Raw genomic sequence first — 21,494 nt, forward strand, 5'->3', positions numbered from 1 at the left:
AGAACCGTCGACCCTAAACCTGAGCGAGCAAGCGAAGACGCAGACGGTCCAAGCCACGGATCACGCTCATCCTCTGAATGGCCTCCCGACCCCGCCGCTCACCGAAATGCTGCACCCAGGCCTCACAGCCATCGGGACCAGCCAAGGCAAGATGCACCAAGCCCACGGGCTTCTCGGCACTGCCACCGCCAGGGCCGGCGATACCACTGACCGCGATCGCCCAGTCGCAATTCAGGCGCTCCCGGGCTGCCCGAGCCATCGCCTCAACCACAGGCTGGGAAACAGCACCATGGGCAGTAAGCAGATCCTGCGACACCCCAAGCAAAGCCTGCTTCACCGCATTGCTGTAGGCGACGACGCCACCCTGGAACACCGACGAGGAGCCTGGAACAGCCGTGAGAGCTGCCGCCAATCCACCACCGGTGCACGACTCCGCCACCGCTATCGTCTGTTGCCGATGCTTGAGCAGGTCGATCACCACCGACGCCAGGCTGTCCTGATCGACGCCGTAGCAGTTGTTCCCCGTGCGACGGCGCAGCTCAGCTTCCAACGGCACCAACATCTGAGCGGCGGCATCGGCAGTAGGCGCACAGGCCGTGAGGCGCAATTTCACATCTCCGAGGGAGGCATAGGGAGCCACCGTTGGGTTGGCGGACGCCAACAAATCGTCAACGCGCTCAGCCAAATCGGATTCACCAATGCCGCTGAAGCGGAGCTGACGGCTCACATACACACCGGAAGTCCCACCATTGGCTTGAAGCCAGGGGGCGGCCGTTTCCGTCCACATCGCCCGCATTTCCGCAGGCACCCCCGGGAAGGTGAGGATCGTGAAATCAGGTCGGGGCGACCAGATCATTCCCGGTGCCGACCCCTTTGAATTGGGTAGAACCTCCGCTCCACGGGGCAGATAAGCCTGGCTGCGGTTGCTTGGAGCAACCGGCCGGCCACCTGCCGATAACTTCCGCTGAATCTCCAGCCAGAGTTCGGGCCGCTCTTCCAAGGGAGTCTCGAAAGCAGCGGCAAGGGCCTCTGTCGTGAGGTCATCGGGGGTCGGGCCCAAACCTCCGGTCGTCACCAGAACCCTGCAGCGCTGCGATGCCTCGCGCACAGCGGAGATCAAGCGGTCTTTGTTATCGCCAACAACGGTTTGGCGGTAATGCGGCAGCCCCAGACCTGCCAACTGTTCTGCAATCCATCGGGCATTGCCGTTGAGGATGTCACCCAACAACAGCTCTGTGCCCACGCACAGGATTTCAACACCCGATTCAGCCACGCGATTCGCCAAGGGCAGCGGGATCAACAGGGGTGGAGCAAGGGTTGGTATTCATCAGCGCTCGCTCGTGCTGCAACTGGCGACGGCTGATCACCACCGTGGCCACGAGGATGGCCGTAGCCAAAGCCAGCCAGAGGAAGCGCATCTCAGCATTCGCCACCACCAGGGCCAGGGCAGCAAGCCACTGGGTGAAGACGTAGATCAACAGAACCGTGCGCCGATGGCTGAAGCCAGCGCGCAACAGTCGGTGATGGAGGTGACGGCGATCGGGATAGAAGGGAGAACGGCCTTCCCGCAGACGGCCCATGATCACAGCCGACATGTCGGCCAGAGGCAGCGAAAGAATCAGCAGCGGCAGCAGCAGGCTCACCGTCGTGAGCCCCTTGGCAGGTCCAACGATGCTCACGGCAGCGAGGGTGAATCCCAGGAAGTAGGAGCCCCCATCCCCCATGAAGATGCGGGCGGGGTTGAAGTTGTGCCGCAGGAAGCCGAGGCAGCAGCCCGCCAGCGCGGCCGCGAGGAATCCAGCGGCCACCTGATGCAGCGAAAAGCTGACGGACACCAGCCCGACAGCGGCAATGCCAGCCACTCCAGCAGCAAGGCCATCGAGGCCATCCAGCCAGTTGATGGCGTTGGTGATTCCCACCAGCCAAACAACAGTGGCCAGCAGGCTGAAGGTGTCGGGCAGAGCAATCGGACCGGCTGAAGCGGTGAGCCAGGGAAGATCGATCGCTCCAATCCGAACGCCCTGGCTCCACACCGCACAAGCCACGGCGACCTGTCCAGCCAACCGCGGCCAGGGGGAGAGCGCGAAGAGGTCGTCCGCCAGGCCGATCAGAAAAAAGCAGAGCGAACCGGCCAGGGTGCTCCAGATCAGTTGATCCCTGGCCGGGGCCAGCAAGCCAAACCCCCCCACGGACCACACTGCCGCCAAAGCCAGGGCAAAACCCAAGACCATGGCAATGCCCCCCAGCCTCACCATTGGGGTGATGTGCTGCTTGCGCTCATCCGGTTGATCGGTCAACCCGAAGCGCAAACCCAGCCGGCGCACTTGGGGCACCAGCACCATGGTGGTCACCGCGGCCAAGAGAAAGCTGACCGAGGCGAGCGCAATAGGGCTGGCCAAGAGATTCACGCAGGCTCCAGAAAAGAGACGATCCCCCGGTCAGAAGGGGTAGTTTCAATCCTAAGTAGCCTGCAACCGTTCAACCAGGCACCAACAAGGCCCGTTCGAGAGCCAAGGCCGAACCTCAGGCCAGAACCGGCTGCTTTCTATCGGCATAGAGAGGGAAGCGCTCACAGAGTGCGGCCACCCGGTCGAGGCAACGCTGGCGAATCGCATCATCCTCAGGATTAAGAAGACGATCGGCGATCGCATCAGCAACCTCCCGGAAGGCCTGTGCATCAAAACCACGGGTGGTGAGTGCGGCTGTTCCCAGCCGCAGGCCACTGGTGACGAAGGGCGATTCGGGGTCGAAGGGGACGGTGTTCTTATTCGCAGTGATGTGCACATCACTCACCAACAGATCAGCCACTTTCCCCGTCATGCCGATGCCACGCAGATCCAACAGCACCACGTGGTTGTCGGTGCCGCCGCTGACAACATCGATGCCGCGGGTGATCAGCTGTTCGGCGAGGGCTGCCGCATTGGCAACCACCTGTTGGCTGTAGGCCTTGAACGAAGGCTGTAACGCTTCACCGAAGGCCACGGCCTTGGCAGCAATCACGTGCTCCAAGGGGCCACCCTGACTGCCAGGGAACACCGCCTTGTCGAATTTCTTGGCGAACTCAGCATCGCGGCAGAGAATCAGGCCACCGCGGGGGCCGCGCAGGGTCTTGTGGGTGGTGGTGGTCACCACATCGCAATGGGGCACCGGGCTGGGGTGCACACCAGCGGCAACGAGGCCGGCGATGTGGGCCATATCGGCCAGCAGATAGGCACCCACTTCATCAGCGATGGCGCGGAAGGCTGCGAAGTCGATGGTGCGTGGATATGCGGAATAGCCACAAACAATCAGCTTCGGCTTGTGCTCCAAAGCCAGCTGGCGGATCGCCTCCATGTCCAAGCGTTGGGTCTCCTTGTCGACGCCGTACTGGACGACGTTGAACCACTTTCCGCTGACGTTGACTGGAGAACCATGAGTTAGATGCCCGCCATGGGACAGATCGAGCCCCATGATCGTGTCGCCGGGCTGCAGCAGAGCCAGGAAAACGGCGAAGTTGGCCTGGGCACCGCTGTGGGGCTGCACATTGGCCCAAGCGGCACCGAACAACTGCTTGGCCCGCTCGATGGCCAACTCCTCAATGGCGTCAACGTGCTCACAACCGCCGTAATACCGCTTGCTGGGCAGACCCTCGGCGTACTTGTTGGTGAGTACGGAACCCTGGGCCTGCATCACCGCACGGGAGGCAAAGTTCTCCGATGCGATGAGTTCCAGGTGGGTTTCCTGACGCTGCCGTTCTTGATTGATGAACGCGGAAATATCCGGATCCGACTGAGCCAGATCAGCGTCGATGGCGCGTCCAGAGGCCTGGCCCATGAAATGTCAGTAAAGCTTTGTCCAATCGTAAGAAATCGCAGCGATCAGCCCGGCCGATCACCCAAAAAAAAACTGCCCTTGGGGGCAGTTGAAACGCGCCTGGAGAGATTCGAACTCCCGACCCTCTGATCCGTAGTCAGATGCTCTAATCCGCTGAGCTACAAGCGCTTACGCTGAACTATCAGACCCCATAGAGGGTCCGCTCGTCAACTGGGGGCGGGCCGCGTCAGGATTCAGGTGTTTCTGAGCCCGAGCAATGCCGATCCGCTGGTATGGCCCCGCTAACCCTGAGGATCCGACTTATCGGCATTTCGAGCGCATCGTGAACCTATGCCTGCACGGCGGCGTGTTCGCCGCCGTGAACAGCGGCAGCTGGTTTCTGCAAGAGATGCGCCACCCCTTCCCCGGCGGGAGCCTGACCTGGATCACCAGCCTCTGGGCAACCCTTTGGCTGGGCCAATTGATTTGGGTGATTCTTCAACGCCCCAAGCCGGAGGAATAAAGCCAGCATGGATGCAATCCTTTCAGCGATCCTCCTGGGCTGATGTCCCTCTCCGCCAGCGACCTACAGGACCTTCAGAGTGCTTTGGCTGACCGCCTTTACGTTCAGATCAGCGGCTGGCATCTGTACCTCGGCGATGCTGACCTGGCTTCAGCCTTGGCGATCGAATGCAGTGCCCGCATCAATCAAGGCGCTGATGTGGCAGCTCGACAGGCCCTCGACGCCGTCAAGGTGCCGCTTGCAGGAGGCGCCAGTCAGCTCCCCCTCTCCAAGCTGATTCCCCCAGCCCAGCTGAGGGATCTTGAAGAGATCCTCGAGCAGTACTGCGGATAAAGTTGCAATCCATCCGCCGGGGTTGGTGTGCTGATCATTGAAGTCACCAACTCGAGAGATGTGGTGCGCCAACGCATCGGCCGACTGGGTGAACGGCTAATCGGACGGGTTGTGGATGCAGAGGCTCAAGTTGAAAAAGCCCTGATTCAGGAACTGGAAACCGCTTTTAAAGAGTTCGGCATCGAGGCCCGGATTGTGTCTGTTCAAGGCCCGCAACTCGTCGGTCGCGAGCAGCTTGAACTGCCCATCCAGGTTCGTGAAGAGCGCGATGTTCGTCTCAGCGAGCCCTGAATCGACCCAAAACCAACTGCGTGATCTCACGCACCTCAGGCACCTGGAGTTGTGCACCGATCAAGGCGAACAGCGCCAAACCCAGCAGACCAGGGGCAGACACCTGAAGCAGCAGCCCCCCCAGCCCCTCGGACCAGGGCACGACGGTTACCAGAATTCCCGCGCCTCCCGCTGCCAGCACACCGGCGATGGCCAGCCGCAACAGGTCCATCCCCCAGCGCCGCAGTGGCAGCGCTGAAATCCGTTGCTGCAGTGCCAACAACAAGGCAAGGCAGGTAAACAGGTTGATCGCAACCGTCGCGAGCACCAGCCCAGGTGCACCGAAATTGAATGGCGACTGATTCCCCCAAGGGGTCGGGCCACCCACCAGCAGCCAATCAAAAAAAACGTTCAGACCAATCCCCGCCAACGAGAGACGAAATGGCGTCGTCCCATCACCGAGGGCATAGAAGACACGCACCAGCACATCCCGTCCGAGGTAGGCCGGCATGCCCAGGCCGTAGGCCATCAATAGGCCCGTCACCAGCTGGGCGGCGGACGCATCGAAGGCACCACGCTCGTACACAAGGGCCACGATGGGACCGCCCAATGCAACGAACAGTCCCCCCAGAGGAATCATTGATGCGGCAGAGAGCATCAACCCCTGCCGAATCCTTTCGATCAGCTGCGCACGATCCGACGGCGCCGTGAGCCTGGCGAAGGTGGGCAGCAAGGGCACCAGCAATGCATTCGAGATCAAGCCCAGGGGCGTTTGCACCAGCAAATTGGCGTACCCCAAACCTGCCGCCGCACCAATGATGCCGGAGGCGAAAAACAGATCCGTGAACACATTGACCTGCAGCATCCCGGACGACAGCGTCGCCGGGCCCATCACACGCCAGACCTCGCGCACCCCCGGGTGCCGCCAATCCCAGACCAGTTGAAAACGGGCCAACCCCTGACGGATCAACGCTGGCAGCTGGATCAACCACTGGAGCATGGCCCCAACCAACGTGGCCAAGGCCAGCACCACACCCCCGCTCATGGCCGTGGACGGCAAGGCGATGTCAGCGCCGAGCTGCCACCAGAGCAGTCCCACCCCAACGATCAAGGCACCGCTGGACATCAGCGGGGAAATCGCCGGAATCCAGAATTCGTCTGCAGCATTGAGGGAGCCAAAGCCCAGCCCAATCAGCCCGGCCAGCAGGGCCATCGGTGCCATCACCTGCAGCTGGACCCGAGCGATGGCGTGAAGCTCGGGGGCAAGGCCAGGACCCACCAAGGTGATGAGGGGATCCGCCGCCAGCACCAAAACGATGGTGACCACCAGCAACAGTGCGCTGACGCTGGTGTTGAGCGCCGCAAGGATACGAGCTCCTTCGGCCCGTGGGCGACGACTCAGCACACTGACCATGGCGCTGTGGAAGGGGCCATTAATGCCCCCGAGCAGGATCAGCAGAAATCCAGGCAGCACATAGGCGTAGTTGTAGGCGTCATAGGCCGCGCCAACCCCGAAGGCCGCCGCAATCACCAGCTGCCGAATCAGGCCACCCACCTTGCTCAGCAGGGTTCCGAGGGTCACCACCAGTGCGATCCCCTTCAGTGAACGCGCCATTCGCCCCACAGCATTGGGCGCATTGTGGAGGCACCACGCGAGACCATGGGCCAATCTCGGCTGATGCCATGACTGGCCTTCCCTCTCCGGGCGATGCCCTGCTGCGCTTTGAACCTTTAACGGAGGGCGTGCTGCTGAAGCGCTACAAACGCTTCCTGGCCGATGTGGAGCTGAGCAGCGGCGAGAACGTCACCGCCCACTGCGCCAACACCGGACCGATGACCGGGGTCTTGATCCCTGGCCAACGGGTGCGTCTGCGTCACGCACCCTCCCCCAAACGCAAGCTGGCCTGGACCTGGGAGCAAGCCGAAGTGCCAGGCGCCGATGGCAAGCCTTGCTGGGTTGGCATCAACACGGCCCTACCCAACCTCCTGATTCGCGCAACGATTGAAGCGGGGTGCCTGGAGGCCCAACTCGGCGCCATTGCGGGGATCCGCGCTGAGGTGGCCTACGGCACCAACAAACGCAGCCGGATCGATCTCCTGCTGACGCCAGCAGAGCAGAACCCCGATCAACGACCGATCTATCTGGAGGTGAAGAACACCACCTGGACCGACGGCAAAACGGCCCTGTTCCCCGACACGGTGACCGAACGGGGGCAAAAGCATTTGATTGAGATGATGGGCGTGGTTCCGGAGGCGCGGGCGTTGCTCGTGCCATGCCTCAGCCGCTCGGATGTGAATGCTTTTGCACCGGGCGATAGCGCCGATCCGCGCTACGGGGAGCTGTTTCGCCAGGCGACCAAGAGCGGGGTGGAAGTTCTGCCTTGCTGTTTCAGCTTCAGCGCCGATGCGGTGCACTGGCAGGGGACGCGCCTAGTCAACCTAGATTGATTTTCTGTAGCAGATCGAACATAGAAAGTTGAGATTGACATGCAGCGTGGACTTGTTCGCCTAGTTACAACTGGGCGTGTCACGCAGCTCTGCACCCTCGTTCATGACAACTGCATTCCACGCGCCACCGCAAAAGCGGCGCAAAACCCTTCAGGAGGCCAGCCTCCTGGAAGGCCCGATGCTTCTTCTAAAGAGCATCCGGGGCTTCAGTTCCAACCGCGCCATGACCTGGCTTGCCTGTGCGCCCCTGGCGCTTATGGGCCTTGGCATCTTCACGCTGTCGGCCAAAGCCGAAGAGCTGCCTGAGCTCTCCGCAGCTTTCCTGGCCAACAACCTCTGGCTTCTGGTCGCCACCATCCTGGTGATCTTCATGAATGCCGGCTTCGCCATGGTCGAAGCCGGCATGTGCCGGCAAAAGAATGCCGTCAATATCCTCTCCAAGAACCTGTTTGTGTTCGCCCTTGCGGTGACCGCCTACTGGTTCGTGGGCTACTCCTTCATGTACGGCGATTCCGTCATCGACGGTTGGCTGTATTTCGCAGGCTTCTTCTTCGATCCAACCGTCACCGCTGAGACCATCAGCGATGCTGGCCTGGTTCCCACCGTTGATTTCCTGTTCCAGGCGGCCTTCGCCGGAACCGCCGCCACGATCGTTTCTGGTCTTGTGGCTGAGCGGATCAAGTTCGGCGAATTCGTGATCTTCGCCCTGGTCCTCACCGCCTTCATCTACCCAGTTGCTGGCAGCTGGGAATGGAACGGTGGCTGGCTCAACAGTGTTGGCAGCGTCGAATTCATCGACTTCGCTGGTTCCTCGATCGTGCACTCCGTCGGCGCTTGGGCCGGCCTCGTCGGGGCCATGCTGCTCGGACCCCGCATCGGCAAGTACGTCGATGGCAAGGTTCAGGCCATTCCTGGACACAACATGTCCATCGCCACCCTTGGCGCTCTGATCCTCTGGATCGGCTGGTACGGCTTCAACCCGGGCTCCCAGCTGGCCATGGACCAGTGGGTTCCCTACGTGGCCGTCACCACCACCCTCGGCGCAGCCGGCGGTGCCATCGGCGCCACGGTGATCTCCACGATCACATCCAAGAAGCCTGATCTCACCATGATCATCAACGGCATCCTGGCCGGCCTGGTGAGCGTGACTGCCGGTTGCGGCAACCTCACCCTGACGGGTTCCTGGGTGGCTGGCCTGGTGGGCGGCATCATCGTCGTCTTCTCCGTTGCCGCTCTCGATGCCGCAGGCATTGACGACCCCGTCGGCGCCTTCTCCGTGCACGGTGTGTGCGGCGTGTGGGGCACGATCGTGATAGGTCTCTGGGGCTACGACGTCCAGGGCGATGGCTCCGGCCTCGGCCTTCTGGTCGGCGGTGGCGTTGAGCAGCTCGGCATCCAAGCCCTGGGTGCAGCTGCCTACGCCATCTGGACCGTTGTCACCTGCTTCATCGCCTGGCAGATCATCGGCTCCCTCTTCGGTGGCATCCGCGTCACCGAACAGGAAGAGTCCGAAGGTCTGGACATTGGCGAACACGGCATGGAGGCCTACGCCGGTTTCTCCACCACCAACAACTGATTCCTCTTCGGCTCAGTTGCTGATCTCAAGCCCGGCCAGGTGGCCGGGCTTTTTTGCTGCCTGAAGAAGCGCTTCAGGCCACATAGAGTTGCCCCACTCCAGCGCCCTCCATGGACACCCACGCCTTCAAGCGCTCCCTCCATCATTCCGAGCGTTACAACCGGCGAGGCTTCGGGCGTGCCGAGGAAGTGGCGGAAAGCCTTGAGCAGGCTTACCAAAGCGGCCTGATCGGCACGATCAGGGACAACGGCTACCGACTGGAACACGGCAGGCTCGACGTGCGCCTGGCGGAAGCCTTCGGGTTCTGCTGGGGTGTTGAACGGGCCGTGGCGATGGCCTACGAAACCCGCAAGCACTACCCAAGCGAGCGCCTCTGGATCACGAACGAGATCATCCACAACCCCTCAGTGAACGATCACCTCAGGGGAATGGATGTGCAGTTCATCCCTGTCGAACAGGGGGTGAAGGACTTCTCAGGTGTCACCTCCGGCGATGTGGTGATCCTGCCGGCCTTTGGTGCCACCGTTCAGGAAATGCAGCTGCTGAATGAACGGGGCTGCCACATCGTTGATACGACCTGTCCCTGGGTCTCCAAGGTGTGGAACACCGTGGAGAAACACAAAAAGCACACCTTCAGCTCGATCATTCACGGCAAGGTGAAGCACGAGGAAACACTGGCCACCAGCTCATTTGCCGGCACATATCTGGTGGTGCTCGATCTGGAGGAAGCCCAGTACGTCGCCGATTACATCCTCGGCAAAGGTGACCGTGATGAGTTCATCAAACGCTTTGCCAAAGCTTGCTCTCCAGGGTTCGATCCCGATCGGGACCTCGAACGTCTGGGCGTGGCCAACCAGACCACAATGCTGAAGAGCGAAACGGAAGAAATCGGACGCTTGTTCGAACGCACGATGTTGAGCAAATACGGTCCAACTCAGCTCAACGACCACTTCCTGGCCTTCAACACCATTTGCGACGCCACTCAGGAGCGTCAGGACGCCATGTTCTCCCTAGTGGATGAACCGCTGGACCTCATGGTGGTGATCGGTGGTTTCAACTCGTCCAACACCACCCACCTGCAGGAAATTGCCGTCAGCCGCGGCATTCGCTCCTTCCACATCGACACGCCCGAGCGCATTGACGTGGGCAGCAATTCGATCGAGCACAAACCACTGGCAGCAGAACTCTGTCGTGAAGGTGATTTCCTGCCTGAGGGGCCCGTTCGGGTGGGCATCACCTCCGGTGCCTCAACGCCGGATCGGGCGGTGGAAGAGGTGATCGAAAAACTGATGCAATTGAGCGAAAACTGAACCGCAGAGAGCTTTACATTAGTACATCTTTAATCCGCCCTTCGCCGGCAGCTCCCCATCCGTGACGGTCTTGTCGCCCACTGAAACCGACAATCAGCTTCACGGTGCAGACCCGCAGGTGCGCTGCTACAGCAGCCACTTCGAGGATTCAATGCAGATGCTGGCGCCCCAAGAGGTGGTAACGCGCTACCTAGATAACCATCAGAGCTGGTTTGAACGTTGCGCCAGCCCGATGCAGGTCGAGGCCATCGATCGGCAGTCCTACAGCTTGACCCTGGGGCGGTTCGGCAACTTTGGCTTCGAAGTGGAGCCCACGATCGCTCTACGACTGCTGCCGCAGCAGGAAGGGATTTACCGGATCGAAACCATGCGGACCGTGCCACAGTCGCTCGCCCAGCGCCATCACTACGACGTCGACTTCCGCGCGGGGATGCGCCTAATCCCCGAACAGGAGCACACCTCCGTCCAATGGGACCTGGATCTCAAGGTCTGGATCCGTCTGCCCAAGGTGATCACCATGCTCCCGGATCAATTGGTCCAAAGCAGTGGTGATCATTTGCTCAAGCAGATTGTCCGCCAGATTTCGCGAAGGCTGACCTGGAAGGTCCAGGAAGATTTCCATGCCGCCCATGGCTTGAGCTGCCCACCCCGTAAGCGAGCAGCCTTCTGAAGGATCTTCAGCGGTTGGTCCAGATCTTGTTGACGATCTCCATGCCGCTGAAGGCCTGCCAGAGGAACAGCGTGAGCATGCCCATGTTCAGGCCCACATGAGCCTTGCGCGCGATCACATTGCCCCGCTGCATCAAGGGTGAGAGCGACGCGGCAACAGCAATCATTCCGGTCATCGCCAGACCCACCAAAAGGTGCGGACCGACGAACAACTTGCCATTGTTCAGATAGGTGACCGCCATGCCACCCAGCGTGCCGAGGGTCATCACAGCCAGCAGGATGCTGCCCCAGAGGTAATGGCGCTGGGCGAACTTCTTCGGCACCAGCTCTTTGCGCTGTTCTGCGGTGCCGGTGCGGGTTTTCTTGACCTTGATCCCCAGGTACAGAGCCCAACCACCAACGGCGAGCAGGCCCCACTCCGATAGGGGGTGAGCGAAATTGAGGCTGAAGGGGAGGGTGGCGAGCATTGAAGGCGACTCTTCAGTGTCGCGAGGCTAGGGGGCCGGCGGCCCCCACCAGCGTCAGTGAAGAAAATGGCGGCGCCCCGTGAGCTGCATCGCCAGGCCAAGCTCATCGCAGGCCTTGATCGAATCGCCATCGCGCATGCTCCCTCCGGGATGAATCACGGCGGTGATGCCGTGGCTGGCAGCCAGACGCACCGTGTCGTCAAACGGGAAGAAGCCATCACTGGCCAGAACGGCTCCCTGGGCTTTCTCACCTGCCGCCTCCAGTGCAATCCGGGCTGAGCCCACGCGATTCATCTGCCCGGCACCCACGCCAAGGCTCTGCCCATCCCTGGCCACAACGATGGCGTTGGAACGAACATGACGCACCAGACACCAGGCAAATTCGAGGTCCAGCTTTTCCTGCGGTGTTGGCGGCCGCTGGCTGGCCACGGTCCAGTCGGCCGGCGTGATCACCTGATCATCAAGATCTTGAACCAGGAGACCGCCAAGGATGCTCCGCACGTGATCGGGGCCTGCCGCATCAATGGCCTGGGGAGCCAGCTCCAACAGGCGCAGATTGGCTTTGGCCACCAGCACCTCCCGCGCCTCGGGCGTGAAGCCCGGTGCGACGACACATTCCAGGAACAGGCTGGTGAGCTCACGGGCCGCCGTGGCTTCCACCACACCATTCATGGCAATGATTCCACCGAAGGCACTCACCCGATCGGCATCCAGGGCCCGCGTCAGTGCTGCAGGAATCGAAGCTCCGATCGCCACACCGCAGGGATTGGTGTGCTTGACGACCACAGCAGCAGGTTGCAACGCCGGTGCGGAGCCGTCGACTCCATAGCCGAACTCCCGCACCGTGGCGAGGGCAGCCTCGAGATCCAAAAGGTTGTTGGTGCTCAGCTCCTTGCCCTGCAGCTGAATGGCGCCACCCCAACCCTGTTTGGGATGGCTGAACCAGCGCGCTTTTTGGTGGGGATTTTCGCCATACCGCAGGGTCTGCCGCAATGGCACCGCCTCCAACCAAGGGCTGTCTTCCGCGGCGTTTTGCTCGATCATCCAGCGGCTGATCACGGTGTCGTACGACGCGGTGTGCTGGAACGCTTCAAGGGCGAGTTGACGCCGCAGTTCTGAAGGCACGCTCCCGCCCGTCTCCGCCAGAGCGGTCAACAGACGTTCGTATTGGTCAGGGCTGGTAAGAACAGCCACATCGGCATGGTTTTTGGCGGCCGCCCGCACCATGGCGGGGCCACCGATGTCGATGTTCTCGATCGCCTGATCCCAGGTGACGTCAGGCCGAGCAATCGTTTCGCGGAAGGGATAAAGGTTGACCACCACCACATCGATGGGGGCAATGTTCTGCTGCTTAAGATCGGCTTGGTGGGATGCCTCACCCCGCTTGGCCAAAATTCCGCCATGCACCCTTGGATGGAGCGTTTTCACACGACCGCCAAGAATTTCTGGGGCCCCGGTGTGCTCCGACACACGGGTCACTGGGAGACCGGCCTGCTCGAGCACCTTGGCCGTGCCCCCACTGGAGAGCAGCTGATAGCCATGGGTCCGATGTAGGGCCTCCGCCAGGGGCACCAGCCCGGACTTATCGGAAACACTCAGCAGAGCGACAGGAGCCATCAAAGGGTCGTGACTGGGTCGTGAGCCAACCTACGCAGCAGTGATGTTGATGCCGTATGGATGGCCGGCTTGTACTGCTCCACGGCTGGGGAGCCAATGGAGAGGATCTCAAGCCCCTGGGCGATCGCGTAGCGCGCGAGTGCTCAAAAAACCTTGATGTGGTGTGCCTTGAGGCCCCTGAACTCCATCCCGACCAACCTGGAGGACGCCAGTGGTATGGCCTGTTCCCGGCCCAGTGGGACGCCGTACCCGCGGCCGTTGAGCGCCTCAAGGCTCAACTTCAGAGCCTGAACAGTGAAGGCCTTGGACTCGAACGGACGGTGGTGTTCGGCTTTTCGCAGGGAGGTGCAATGGCTTTGGAAAGCGGCTGCGTCCTACCCATCGCAGGGCTGATCAGCTGCAGCGGCTATCCACACCCGAACTGGGCTCCACCCCAGCAACACCCGCCTGTGTTGCTGATGCATGGTTCAGACGATCCGATAGTGCCGTTCCAGGCAATGCCAGCGATCGCTTCGCAGTTGCAGCCCGATCGCTGTCAGACACTTCCATTCAAAAACGGCCACACAATCCCGGATGAGACGGTGCAGCCGATCCTGTTGTTTATCGAACGTGTTCTGGAGAACGCATAATCAAACGAAGGCGTATTCGTACTCCTCCATTTCCTCCCAATCATCAGCTCCAAGCTCGAGGCCTTCAAAGAGCTTGTCTTCACCGATGGAATCAACAATCGTGCGCAATGAGGGGAAGAGAAAGTGATTCTCTTCGGCGTATTGGGCGCTGAACAGACCCTTCTCACCCCAGAAGAAACGGTCGGTGGTGTGCTCGTTGCGGCGCACGTTCAGCAGAGCTGGAGGCACCATGGCCGCTTCTGCGATGTAGCGGCGAGCAGCCGTAACAGGCTTGTACTCACCGGTCTCAAGGTGATGGGTTGGCACATGGGCCAGGACCCGCTGACCTGCCAGACGACGACGGCTAATACGCTTGCGCTTCTTGGACATGGAAGGGCTCCGGTACGAAAGGAAGAACGGGGTGGAGATCGTCAGAACGAATAGGTGCCGTCGGCGCGAAAACGCCAGACGCAAGGGGAGCGTCAAGGCAATTGCAGACACACCACAATCACCGGCAGGACACCAACACCCAAGCGGGAACCAGCGAAGGACACTGCAACCTCTGCTGTAGCTTTGGTTGCCAAGCAATTGCAACCTTTGTGAGAGCTGGCGGACGCCTGTTCATGTTGAACAGCGTCTCGGTCGATAAGAGGATCTTAAGACTTTTCCCAGATTTTTCAAGTCCCCCTTGCGCAGGCTTGCCCAAGCACCTGAATTGATCGTCTGGAACTGATGCAGCTCACCGATCGATTCTTAGATTTCACCGATCAACAGCTGGCTGATCTGACCGCCGAAGAAGGCATTCAGCATCTGGGGCTGTACGTCAGTGCGCCTCCCAATCAGCAAGGCCCGCCCTTGCTGCTGATCCGGCAATGGTCTGCCAATAAACGATCTCTTCCCCCTGCCGACGCAGACCCGAACCTGCGCCTGCCGCACGAGAGTCGGCGTTGGTATCCCCTCCAGGATGCAGGCCTGATCCTGGGAGCGCTGCGCGCCGATCTGGATCCGCGACGGAGTTGGACGATGACCCTGGACCAACGGATGCGACGCAGTGCTGCCGCCATCAGCCACGCCCTAGGGCGAGACCTGGAATGCCTGCAACTGCACCAGGAACTCAGCCAACAAAACGATCAACTGCGCACCCTCGTGCATCAGTTGCGCAATCCACTGGCGGCCCTACGCACCTATGCCCAACTGCTGCTGCGGCGGCTTGAAGCAGACAGCTCCCACCGTGCACTTGTCGAGGGAATGCTCTCTGAGCAACGCCAACTCGGCCAGTACATCGACGTGCTCGATGGCCTCGGGCAGCAACGTCTCCCGCAACAAGAGCCCCTTGGCCCCACCTTGTTGCCCCCCGGCCCTGCCGAAGGTGAGGCAACCATGCAAACCCTGCTGATGCCTCTGCTGGAGCGGGCGGAAGCGACAGCAAGCCTGCAGGGCCGCCCCTGGCAGGGTCCGGACCTGTGGCCCCAGTGGATTCATCAACCATCCCAGGATGGAACGATCGCAGAGATCGTCGCCAACCTCCTTGAAAATGCCTTCCGCTACAGCCCAGCGGGATGCATCGTGGGCCTGTGCCTATTGCCCGATGGGCTCTGCGTCTGGGACGACGGGCCGCCGATCCCCCTGGAGGAGCGCGACCTGATTTTCGAGCGGGGAGCGCGGGGGTCCACCGGACAGGAGCGAGCGGGCACCGGCCTTGGGCTCGCCCTTGCACGCTCCCTGGCAGAGCAGCAGGGCCGCAACCTCACGCTCTGCGTGGAGCCTTCCACGATCGATCCTGATCTGCCCACTCAGGGCAACGCGTTCGTCCTCAACTGGCCGGCAGAAGCAAGGCCAAACCCAACAACGTGATCATCTCGGTGAGCACAAGCACCGCTCCATAACTGTCACCGGTGTGCCCCCCCAGGCGTCGCCCGAGGCTCTGGGCGACCAGGATCGCCACAACCCCACCCAGGACAAGGGGTATGGGCCCCACCCAACCAGCCAACACAACCACCACCAACAACGAGGGCAAGGCGTCCCAGAGCGGTCTGCCGTGATCGCGATGAAACGCAGCCGTTCCATCAGCGCGTAGGTAGTCGAAACGTGCCATGGCCCAGAGCGGTGCCACCCGGGCCCAGAACGCAGCCAGGCAGAGCCCGAGGGGGGCCTGCCCCCCCAGCTGGATTAAGGCCCCAACCTGCAACAGCAGCACCATCACAAGAGCCAGCACGCCACTGGCGCCCACCCGGCTGTCCTCCATCGCCTCGAGCCGCCGCTCCGCTGGAGCCCCGAGGCCATCTGCCGTGTCGATTAAGCCGTCGTGGTGCAACCCACCACTGAGTTGGATGCCAAGAGCCACCACGCAGGGGGCACAGGCAGCCAGAGGCCAACCAAGCCTGGACAAACCGATCCAGAGCAGCCCCTGCAGCGCACCGATTAGTAGCCCCATCCATGGGGCGAAGCGGGCAATGCGCCGAAACGAGGGCTGCGGCCAGGGCCATGCGGGCAGCACTGTGTAGAAGATCCAGGCTCCCGCCAGATCAGAAAGCCAGGGCGGAACGATCCTGGGAATGGCGCGATGGATGCAATCGGCCCTCACCGTAGGGTCATTGCAGGGGGAGATCAGTCGTGTTCGGCTTCGAGATCAACGCGCATTGCGCCAACACATCAGCACGGTGCGGCACCTTTGAGACACCGCATGGGCCGGTGCACACACCACGCTTCATGCCGGTAGGAACCCTGGCCACCATCAAGGGCATCAGCACCGAGCAACTGGGACGCACGGGAGCCCAGATGGTGCTCTCGAACACCTACCACCTGCACTTGCAGCCGGGCGAGGAGATCGTGGCAGCAGCCGGAGGCCTTCACCGGTTCATGGGCTGGGACGGCCCGATGCTCACCGACTCCGGAGGCTTTCAGGTGTTCAGCCTGGGTGACCTTAACAAGATCGATGACCGTGGCGTGGTGTTCCGAAACCCCCGCGATGGACGCACCATCGACATGACCCCGGAACATGCCACCCAAATCCAGATGGCCCTTGGGGCGGATGTGGCCATGGCCTTCGACCAATGCCCGCCCTATCCGGCGACGGAGAACGACGTCAACGATGCCTGTCGCCGCACCCATGCCTGGCTCGAGCGCTGCGTCACCGCCCACACCAGTGAGGATCAGGCGCTGTTCGGCATCGTTCAGGGCGGTTGTTTCCCGCATCTGCGACGGGAGAGTGCCATGGCCGTCTCCTCCTTTGATCTGCCGGGCATCGCCGTCGGTGGAGTCAGCGTCGGTGAGCCCGTGGAAGAGATGCATCGCATCGTGCGGGATGTCACACCCCTGCTCCCCACACAAAAACCGCGGTACCTGATGGGCATCGGCACCTTGCGCGAGATGGCGATCGCCGTAGCCAACGGCATTGATCTGTTCGACTGCGTCTTGCCCACCCGACTCGGCCGTCACGGCACCGCCCTGGTGGGCGGCGAACGCTGGAACCTGCGCAATGCCCGCTTCCGCCACGACCACACCCCCCTGGATCCGAGCTGCTCCTGTGTGGCCTGCACCGGTCACACCCGGGCCTACCTGCATCACCTGATTCGCAGCGAAGAGCTTCTGGGCCTCACCTTGTTGAGCATTCACAACATCACCCATCTGGTGCGTTTCACCTCGGCCATGGCAAAGGCCATTCGCGACGGCTGTTTTTCAGAGGATTTCGCTCCCTGGGAACCAGACTCACAAGCCCATCACACGTGGTAGCGTCCAGCCCAACGCCTTTTTGATGCAAGGGATGGCCGCCTTCACCCTCGACCTGCTGGCACAGCTGCCCGAGGCCTATCAGGCCTTCTCTCCGCTGATCGACATTCTTCCGTTGATCCCGGTCTTCTTCCTGCTGCTGGCCTTCGTTTGGCAGGCCTCGGTGGGCTTCCGCTGAACCTTCAGCCCAACCGGATCACCTTCAGAGCAAACGCTGGCAAAGACAGCATGCGTCGCCAGCGTGACGGCTCCTGAATTAGCCGATACAGCCACTCAACTTGCATCCGGCACATCCATCCGGGGGCACGTTTTTTGACGCCGGCCCAAACGTCAAAACTGCCGCCGACACCCATCCAGAGTCCTGGCTGCCCGGATGCCACGCGTTCCAACCAGGTTTCCTGGCGCGGAACCCCCAGGGCCACCAAAACGAGATCCGGCTTCAAAGCCTTGAGCTGATCCTCAATGCCCGGCCAAGCCTCAGGAGCTTGATAACCATCCACCGCGAGCGCCAGGGTGAGGCCATGGATGCGTTGCGGCAACGCCGCACGCAGCGTTGCCATCACCTCAGGTGATGCGCCCACTAACGCCACATGCCATCGATGGACTGCGGCGTACTCAAGCAAGGTCCAGGCCAGCTCAATTCCCGCCGTTTTAACGACCCGGATCTTCTGACGGCCCAGGGCCCAAACCACTCCCGCTCCATCGGGGATCACCAGATCAGCCGTTCTGATCGCCTTCCCCAGAGCGGCATCGGCCCGAGCCGACATCGTCATCTCAGCGTTCAGGGTGACGATGCGTCCGCCACCCCGCGCATGCAGACCGAGAGCTGCAGCACAAACATCACGGCAGGCATCGACCGGCACGCCTAGCACCTGGCAGCGGCGACGGTCATCGGGAGCGGTGCTGACAGAGTCCATGGCCGTGGGGCTGCGGTGGAGAATTTAGGGGTAGTGATGCATGAGGGCATGGTGTGACGACGACGGAAACCCTTCTGCAGAACCACGCCACAACCCTTCAGCGTCTGGATCAATCCATCCAACGGGTGGTTCTCGATCGGCAGGACCCAATCAGCGGCCTGCTCCCCGCTAGCACCGCCCACACCATCCATGGCAACTATGGCGATGCCTGGGTGCGGGACTGCGTCTATTCGGTGCAATGCGTTTGGGGACTGGCCCTGGCCCACCGTCGTCATCAGGGGCAGAACAGCCTGCGCTCCTGGGAATTGCAGCAGCGGGTGGTGGCCCTCATGCGCGGTCTGATGCGCTCGATGATGCGGCAGGCCGCGAAGGTGGAGCGTTTCAAGGAGAGCCTCAACCCCCTCGACGCCCTTCACGCCAAGTACGACAGCTGCACAGGCGAACCGGTGGTGGCTGACGATGCCTGGGGGCATCTCCAACTCGATGCCACCTCACTGTTCCTGCTGCAGCTGGCGCAGTTAACCAAGGGCGGCTGCGCTGTGGTGCAAAGCCGTGACGAAGTGGATTTCCTCCAAAACCTGGTGCACTACATCGCCAGGGCATACCGCACTCCCGACTACGGGATCTGGGAACGGGGCGACAAAGGTAACCATGGCCTGCCGGAGCGCAATGCCAGCTCAATCGGCATGGCCAAAGCCGCCCTGGAGGCACTCGATGGGCTCGACCTCTACGGCCCCCATGGCGACGGCAGCTGCATCCTGCTGATTCCCCAGGGAGCCATCGTGCGCCTCCGTCGCGCCCTGCAAGGGCTCCTGCCACGGGAATCCGCCAGCAAGGAAGCCGACAGTGCGTGCCTCTCAGTGATTGGTTATCCCGCCTGGGCCGTGGAGGATGCCGCCCTGGTGGAGCGCACCGGTCGGCGGATTCGACGGGAACTCGGTGGGGCCTACGGCTACAAACGCTTCCTCCGGGATGGTCACCAGACGGCGGTGGAAGACGTCAACCGCCTGCACTACGAACCGGAGGAGCTCGCTGCCTTTGAAGGGATCGAGTCGGAGTGGCCGTTGTTTCTGGCCTTCGAACTGGTCACAGCATGCTGTGAAAGGCGCTGGGGCGAAGCCCGGCAGCTGCACAGCCAGCTCAAAACACTTGCCGTTCAACAGGACGGCGAACGTCTCTATCCCGAGCTTTATCAGGTCCCGGCCAGTGCGGTCGATCAGGAACGGATGAATCCAGGCAGCCAAGAGCGGGTGGCCAACACCAACCTGCCGCTGATCTGGACCCAGAGCCTGGTGTGGCTCGGGGAAATGCTGATCGACGATCTGATCCGTCCCGAAGACATTGATCCCTGTGACCGCAGGGAGCCGCAGCCGCTTGGAGCCGAAACCGTTCTCGTGGCGATGGCTGCTCAGACGGATGCCGTGCGCCAGGAGCTGCTGGCTGCAGAGGTGCCGATCGATCCAACCTCAGTGATTTCCGTGCAGTCGTCCGATGAGCTGAAGCAAAGGTTGAAAGCCGCTGGCACCAATCCACGGCTTGAGCTCACTGGGCGCCCCGGGCACCGGGTGGAAACCGAGGACACTGCTCGGGTCTATCGCCAGGACGGCGCCATCAGTGTGTTCACACCGTCGGTGCTGGAAGACGTCAGCAGCTATCTGGCCGATGACCCGGAGGAGCTGCTGGAGACCGTTGTGGACGAGCTGCATCTGCTGCAACGGCACTGGCGCGGCATGGGACGTCCCCTGCTGGTGATCCCCATTCGCGACGCGGCCCTGCAGCAGCATCGCGACGTCATCCTCAAACTGGCCCGGCAACTCGGCAGGGGCGTCATTGAAAGCATCCCCGTCCGCTTGGGCTGCCTCAGTGAGCTGGTGGATCAGGCGCAGGAGGTGCAGCTACCGCCGCTCCAACAGAAACCGATGCAACGGTCCGAGCCACCCCAGCCGCTTCTGCGCGACGCCACCGATCTAAGGGATCTGACCGCCGCAGAGGAGCAGGAGCTGGATGACACTCCAATCGAACAACTGAGCCAGCGCCTCTGGAGCAGTGGGCTGCTGCATGAACAGGCCGAAGTGCTCGAGTTGCTGCATCGGCGCCTCGGCCCCCAGGGGATTCAACGCAGCCCCGAGGGCAATCAGGTGGCCCTACGCACCCTGCTTGAGGAGGTCTATCAACGGGGCTTGCGTTGTGAAGACTGGAATGTGGTGCGGCGCTGTGCTGGCACCATGGGGATGGTGCATCCCCAGTTGGAAGATGCCCTCACCGACCTTCTCGTCCGTCAGAAACAGGTGGTCGTGGGGCGCAACTACACCGGCGACTCCCGGCTTCGTCAACCGATGGACAGTGCCGCCATCGCCGAACGGATTGAAACCACCAGCGGGATCGACGGCCGTGAACGCATGCTCGAACAGGAACTCCTGCTCGCCCTCGACAGCGTGGCTCGGCGGGAGCCAGCTCTGCTGAAGGGCAGCCTCACCCTGCAGCTGGGGCAGCTGTTGCTGCTGCTGACATCAGAGCTGGCCGTGGAGAAAATGCTCAGTCAGGACGAAGCCTTTGAGGCCCTCTGCAGCGAAGCACCCCACGCGATTCGCAAGCGCTTGCGCGCCGTACTCTCCGATGTGGACCATGCCAGAGCAGCCTTGCAACGCGGCGAACAGCTGCACGTGAGCGGCCGGGTGCAGTGGTCAGTGCCTGACCCCTTGGAGGAAACACCAGGGGGTGGGGACTGGCTTCAGCACCGCATCCGCCTGGGGTCCTTCCAGAAAGTCCCCCGCGATTTCTATGCCGGGATCTGGTCGCTGCTGCAGCACTGCCGCGGCCTGGTGATCGGCGACAAGCTGGAACGGCGCAATCGCCTCAACAGCCGCCTCATTCTCGAGAAAACACCGGGGGAGCGCAATTTCGCCGCCCAGGTCGACCATTTGCTCAGTCGGATCAAGGCGCCGGAATACCGCCAACTCTGCAGCGAATGCCTGCTCTCGCTGATGGCCTTCGTCGAAGCCAATCCGGAGGTGCGCTTCGAGGATGACCTGGCCCTCGACGTGGTGATCGGTCATGCCGTCCGGGTGGGCTGGCAACAGAGCCATCCTTCCCTCCGACCGGAGAACTACCCGCAACACAAGGCCCAAGCCTGGGGGCAGTTCTATCGATCCTCACCCGGTGACTGCCGCCGCTGGCAGGTCACGGCGTTACGAGAACTGGCCGAACAGCAAGGGCTGGTCTGATCCGAGCACTA

At 61.8% G+C, this 21,494-nt stretch carries 21 protein-coding genes and 1 tRNA gene; 12 read left to right on the forward strand and 10 right to left on the reverse strand.

Going from position 1 to position 21,494, the window contains the following annotated elements; translation table 11 throughout:
• Positions 1 to 13: 13 nt before the first annotated feature.
• From FZX09_RS09685 to FZX09_RS09700, 4 genes are all read right to left on the reverse strand, one after another.
• Positions 14 to 1,273, reverse strand: a complete 1,260-nt coding sequence (locus FZX09_RS09685) for a competence/damage-inducible protein A (protein ID WP_226402447.1) — start codon at positions 1,271 to 1,273, stop codon at positions 14 to 16.
• The gene (locus FZX09_RS09690) at positions 1,266 to 2,408 is read right to left on the reverse strand and encodes an MraY family glycosyltransferase (protein ID WP_226402320.1); all 1,143 of its coding nucleotides are present in this window, start codon (positions 2,406 to 2,408) and stop codon (positions 1,266 to 1,268) included. The genes FZX09_RS09685 and FZX09_RS09690 overlap by 8 nt, the downstream gene beginning before the upstream one ends.
• A 115-nt stretch (positions 2,409 to 2,523) precedes the next feature.
• Complete coding sequence (gene glyA, locus FZX09_RS09695) at positions 2,524 to 3,813, reverse strand: serine hydroxymethyltransferase (protein WP_226402322.1); 1,290 nt, start codon at positions 3,811 to 3,813, stop codon at positions 2,524 to 2,526.
• A gap of 94 nt (positions 3,814 to 3,907) precedes the next feature.
• Positions 3,908 to 3,981, reverse strand: a tRNA-Arg gene (locus FZX09_RS09700).
• Positions 3,982 to 4,069: 88 nt separating this feature from the next.
• Here FZX09_RS09700 and FZX09_RS09705 point away from each other — a divergent pair.
• Genes FZX09_RS09705 through FZX09_RS09715 form a run of 3 tightly spaced genes read left to right on the forward strand, consistent with a single transcriptional unit; the run spans position 4,070 to position 4,939 of the window.
• On the forward strand, positions 4,070 to 4,315 hold the full coding sequence (locus FZX09_RS09705) for a hypothetical protein (protein WP_226402324.1): 246 nt from the start codon (positions 4,070 to 4,072) through the stop codon (positions 4,313 to 4,315).
• 42 nt (positions 4,316 to 4,357) lie between these two features.
• The gene (locus FZX09_RS09710) at positions 4,358 to 4,648 is read left to right on the forward strand and encodes a DUF3181 family protein (RefSeq protein ID WP_226402326.1); all 291 of its coding nucleotides are present in this window, start codon (positions 4,358 to 4,360) and stop codon (positions 4,646 to 4,648) included.
• Positions 4,649 to 4,675: 27 nt separating this feature from the next.
• The gene (locus FZX09_RS09715) at positions 4,676 to 4,939 is read left to right on the forward strand and encodes a cytochrome-c oxidase (RefSeq protein WP_226402328.1); all 264 of its coding nucleotides are present in this window, start codon (positions 4,676 to 4,678) and stop codon (positions 4,937 to 4,939) included.
• Here FZX09_RS09715 and murJ read toward each other — a convergent pair.
• The gene (gene murJ / locus FZX09_RS09720) at positions 4,926 to 6,533 is read right to left on the reverse strand and encodes a murein biosynthesis integral membrane protein MurJ (RefSeq protein ID WP_226402330.1); all 1,608 of its coding nucleotides are present in this window, start codon (positions 6,531 to 6,533) and stop codon (positions 4,926 to 4,928) included. The two genes, FZX09_RS09715 and murJ, sit on opposite strands and share 14 nt — an antisense overlap.
• Before the next feature lie 68 nt (positions 6,534 to 6,601).
• On the opposite strand from murJ, the gene sfsA reads away from it, so the two are divergent.
• From sfsA to FZX09_RS09740, 4 genes are all read left to right on the forward strand, one after another.
• Complete coding sequence (gene sfsA / locus FZX09_RS09725) at positions 6,602 to 7,366, forward strand: DNA/RNA nuclease SfsA (protein WP_226402332.1); 765 nt, start codon at positions 6,602 to 6,604, stop codon at positions 7,364 to 7,366.
• Between the two features lie 103 nt (positions 7,367 to 7,469).
• The gene (locus tag FZX09_RS09730; protein ID WP_226402334.1) at positions 7,470 to 8,942 is read left to right on the forward strand and encodes an ammonium transporter; all 1,473 of its coding nucleotides are present in this window, start codon (positions 7,470 to 7,472) and stop codon (positions 8,940 to 8,942) included.
• A gap of 110 nt (positions 8,943 to 9,052) precedes the next feature.
• Positions 9,053 to 10,252, forward strand: coding sequence for a 4-hydroxy-3-methylbut-2-enyl diphosphate reductase (locus FZX09_RS09735; protein ID WP_226402336.1), 1,200 nt, complete (start codon positions 9,053 to 9,055; stop codon positions 10,250 to 10,252).
• Positions 10,253 to 10,313: 61 nt separating this feature from the next.
• Positions 10,314 to 10,922: a DUF1997 domain-containing protein gene (locus FZX09_RS09740; RefSeq protein WP_226402338.1), complete on the forward strand. Its 609-nt coding sequence runs from the start codon at positions 10,314 to 10,316 to the stop codon at positions 10,920 to 10,922.
• 7 nt (positions 10,923 to 10,929) lie between these two features.
• Here the strand turns inward: FZX09_RS09740 and FZX09_RS09745 are convergent, their stop codons facing one another.
• Both FZX09_RS09745 and purH read right to left on the reverse strand, forming a co-directional pair.
• Positions 10,930 to 11,388 (reverse strand): DUF4079 domain-containing protein, encoded by a 459-nt coding sequence (locus tag FZX09_RS09745; RefSeq protein WP_226402340.1) that lies wholly within the window; start codon positions 11,386 to 11,388, stop codon positions 10,930 to 10,932.
• Between the two features lie 54 nt (positions 11,389 to 11,442).
• Positions 11,443 to 13,005 carry a bifunctional phosphoribosylaminoimidazolecarboxamide formyltransferase/IMP cyclohydrolase gene (gene purH, locus FZX09_RS09750; RefSeq protein ID WP_226402342.1) on the reverse strand — a complete coding sequence of 521 codons (1,563 nt, stop codon included), beginning with the start codon at positions 13,003 to 13,005 and terminating at the stop codon, positions 11,443 to 11,445.
• Positions 13,006 to 13,061: 56 nt separating this feature from the next.
• Between purH and FZX09_RS09755 the strand changes: the two genes are divergently transcribed.
• The gene (locus tag FZX09_RS09755) at positions 13,062 to 13,634 is read left to right on the forward strand and encodes an alpha/beta hydrolase (RefSeq protein ID WP_226402344.1); all 573 of its coding nucleotides are present in this window, start codon (positions 13,062 to 13,064) and stop codon (positions 13,632 to 13,634) included.
• On the opposite strand, the gene FZX09_RS09760 is transcribed toward FZX09_RS09755, so the two are convergent.
• Positions 13,635 to 14,003, reverse strand: coding sequence for a DUF3155 domain-containing protein (locus FZX09_RS09760; protein WP_186494443.1), 369 nt, complete (start codon positions 14,001 to 14,003; stop codon positions 13,635 to 13,637).
• Positions 14,004 to 14,345: 342 nt separating this feature from the next.
• Here FZX09_RS09760 and FZX09_RS09765 point away from each other — a divergent pair, with 342 nt between their 5' ends.
• A complete protein-coding gene (locus FZX09_RS09765) occupies positions 14,346 to 15,467 on the forward strand; it encodes a sensor histidine kinase KdpD (RefSeq protein ID WP_226402346.1) in 1,122 nt (373 codons plus the stop codon).
• Here FZX09_RS09765 and cobS read toward each other — a convergent pair.
• On the reverse strand, positions 15,427 to 16,197 hold the full coding sequence (gene cobS / locus FZX09_RS09770; RefSeq protein WP_226402348.1) for an adenosylcobinamide-GDP ribazoletransferase: 771 nt from the start codon (positions 16,195 to 16,197) through the stop codon (positions 15,427 to 15,429). The genes FZX09_RS09765 and cobS overlap by 41 nt on opposite strands.
• A gap of 29 nt (positions 16,198 to 16,226) precedes the next feature.
• Between cobS and tgt the strand changes: the two genes are divergently transcribed.
• Entirely contained in the window at positions 16,227 to 17,345 is a 1,119-nt protein-coding gene (tgt, locus tag FZX09_RS09775; RefSeq protein ID WP_226402350.1) for a tRNA guanosine(34) transglycosylase Tgt, read from the forward strand.
• A gap of 31 nt (positions 17,346 to 17,376) precedes the next feature.
• Positions 17,377 to 17,520 carry a photosystem II reaction center protein K gene (locus tag FZX09_RS09780; RefSeq protein ID WP_025362038.1) on the forward strand — a complete coding sequence of 48 codons (144 nt, stop codon included), beginning with the start codon at positions 17,377 to 17,379 and terminating at the stop codon, positions 17,518 to 17,520.
• Between the two features lie 4 nt (positions 17,521 to 17,524).
• Here FZX09_RS09780 and FZX09_RS09785 read toward each other — a convergent pair whose 3' ends face one another.
• Positions 17,525 to 18,259, reverse strand: a complete 735-nt coding sequence (locus FZX09_RS09785) for a WecB/TagA/CpsF family glycosyltransferase (RefSeq protein WP_226402352.1) — start codon at positions 18,257 to 18,259, stop codon at positions 17,525 to 17,527.
• Positions 18,260 to 18,312: 53 nt separating this feature from the next.
• Here FZX09_RS09785 and FZX09_RS09790 point away from each other — a divergent pair, with 53 nt between their 5' ends.
• Positions 18,313 to 21,483, forward strand: a complete 3,171-nt coding sequence (locus FZX09_RS09790) for a glycoside hydrolase family 15 protein (protein WP_226402354.1) — start codon at positions 18,313 to 18,315, stop codon at positions 21,481 to 21,483.
• Positions 21,484 to 21,494: the final 11 nt, after the last annotated feature.

Origin of the sequence: Synechococcus sp. MU1643 (assembly GCF_020514095.1) — a bacterium.
Taxonomy (GTDB): Bacteria; Cyanobacteriota; Cyanobacteriia; order PCC-6307; family Cyanobiaceae; genus Parasynechococcus.

Bases quoted from the DNA above. Each gene is read 5' to 3' on its own strand.
- purH (WP_226402342.1), bottom strand. From the start codon at position 13,005: ATGGCTCCTGTCGCTCTGCTGAGTGTTTCCGATAAGTCCGGGCTGGTG.
- FZX09_RS09730 (WP_226402334.1), top strand. From the start codon at position 7,470: ATGACAACTGCATTCCACGCGCCACCGCAAAAGCGGCGCAAAACCCTT.
- sfsA (WP_226402332.1), top strand. From the start codon at position 6,602: ATGACTGGCCTTCCCTCTCCGGGCGATGCCCTGCTGCGCTTTGAACCT.
- FZX09_RS09785 (WP_226402352.1), bottom strand. From the start codon at position 18,259: ATGGACTCTGTCAGCACCGCTCCCGATGACCGTCGCCGCTGCCAGGTG.
- murJ (WP_226402330.1), bottom strand. From the start codon at position 6,533: ATGGCGCGTTCACTGAAGGGGATCGCACTGGTGGTGACCCTCGGAACC.
- FZX09_RS09765 (WP_226402346.1), top strand. From the start codon at position 14,346: ATGCAGCTCACCGATCGATTCTTAGATTTCACCGATCAACAGCTGGCT.
- FZX09_RS09760 (WP_186494443.1), bottom strand. From the start codon at position 14,003: ATGTCCAAGAAGCGCAAGCGTATTAGCCGTCGTCGTCTGGCAGGTCAG.
- FZX09_RS09710 (WP_226402326.1), top strand. From the start codon at position 4,358: ATGTCCCTCTCCGCCAGCGACCTACAGGACCTTCAGAGTGCTTTGGCT.
- FZX09_RS09745 (WP_226402340.1), bottom strand. From the start codon at position 11,388: ATGCTCGCCACCCTCCCCTTCAGCCTCAATTTCGCTCACCCCCTATCG.
- FZX09_RS09705 (WP_226402324.1), top strand. From the start codon at position 4,070: ATGCCGATCCGCTGGTATGGCCCCGCTAACCCTGAGGATCCGACTTAT.
- FZX09_RS09735 (WP_226402336.1), top strand. From the start codon at position 9,053: ATGGACACCCACGCCTTCAAGCGCTCCCTCCATCATTCCGAGCGTTAC.
- FZX09_RS09780 (WP_025362038.1), top strand. From the start codon at position 17,377: ATGGCCGCCTTCACCCTCGACCTGCTGGCACAGCTGCCCGAGGCCTAT.
- FZX09_RS09755 (WP_226402344.1), top strand. From the start codon at position 13,062: ATGGATGGCCGGCTTGTACTGCTCCACGGCTGGGGAGCCAATGGAGAG.
- glyA (WP_226402322.1), bottom strand. From the start codon at position 3,813: ATGGGCCAGGCCTCTGGACGCGCCATCGACGCTGATCTGGCTCAGTCG.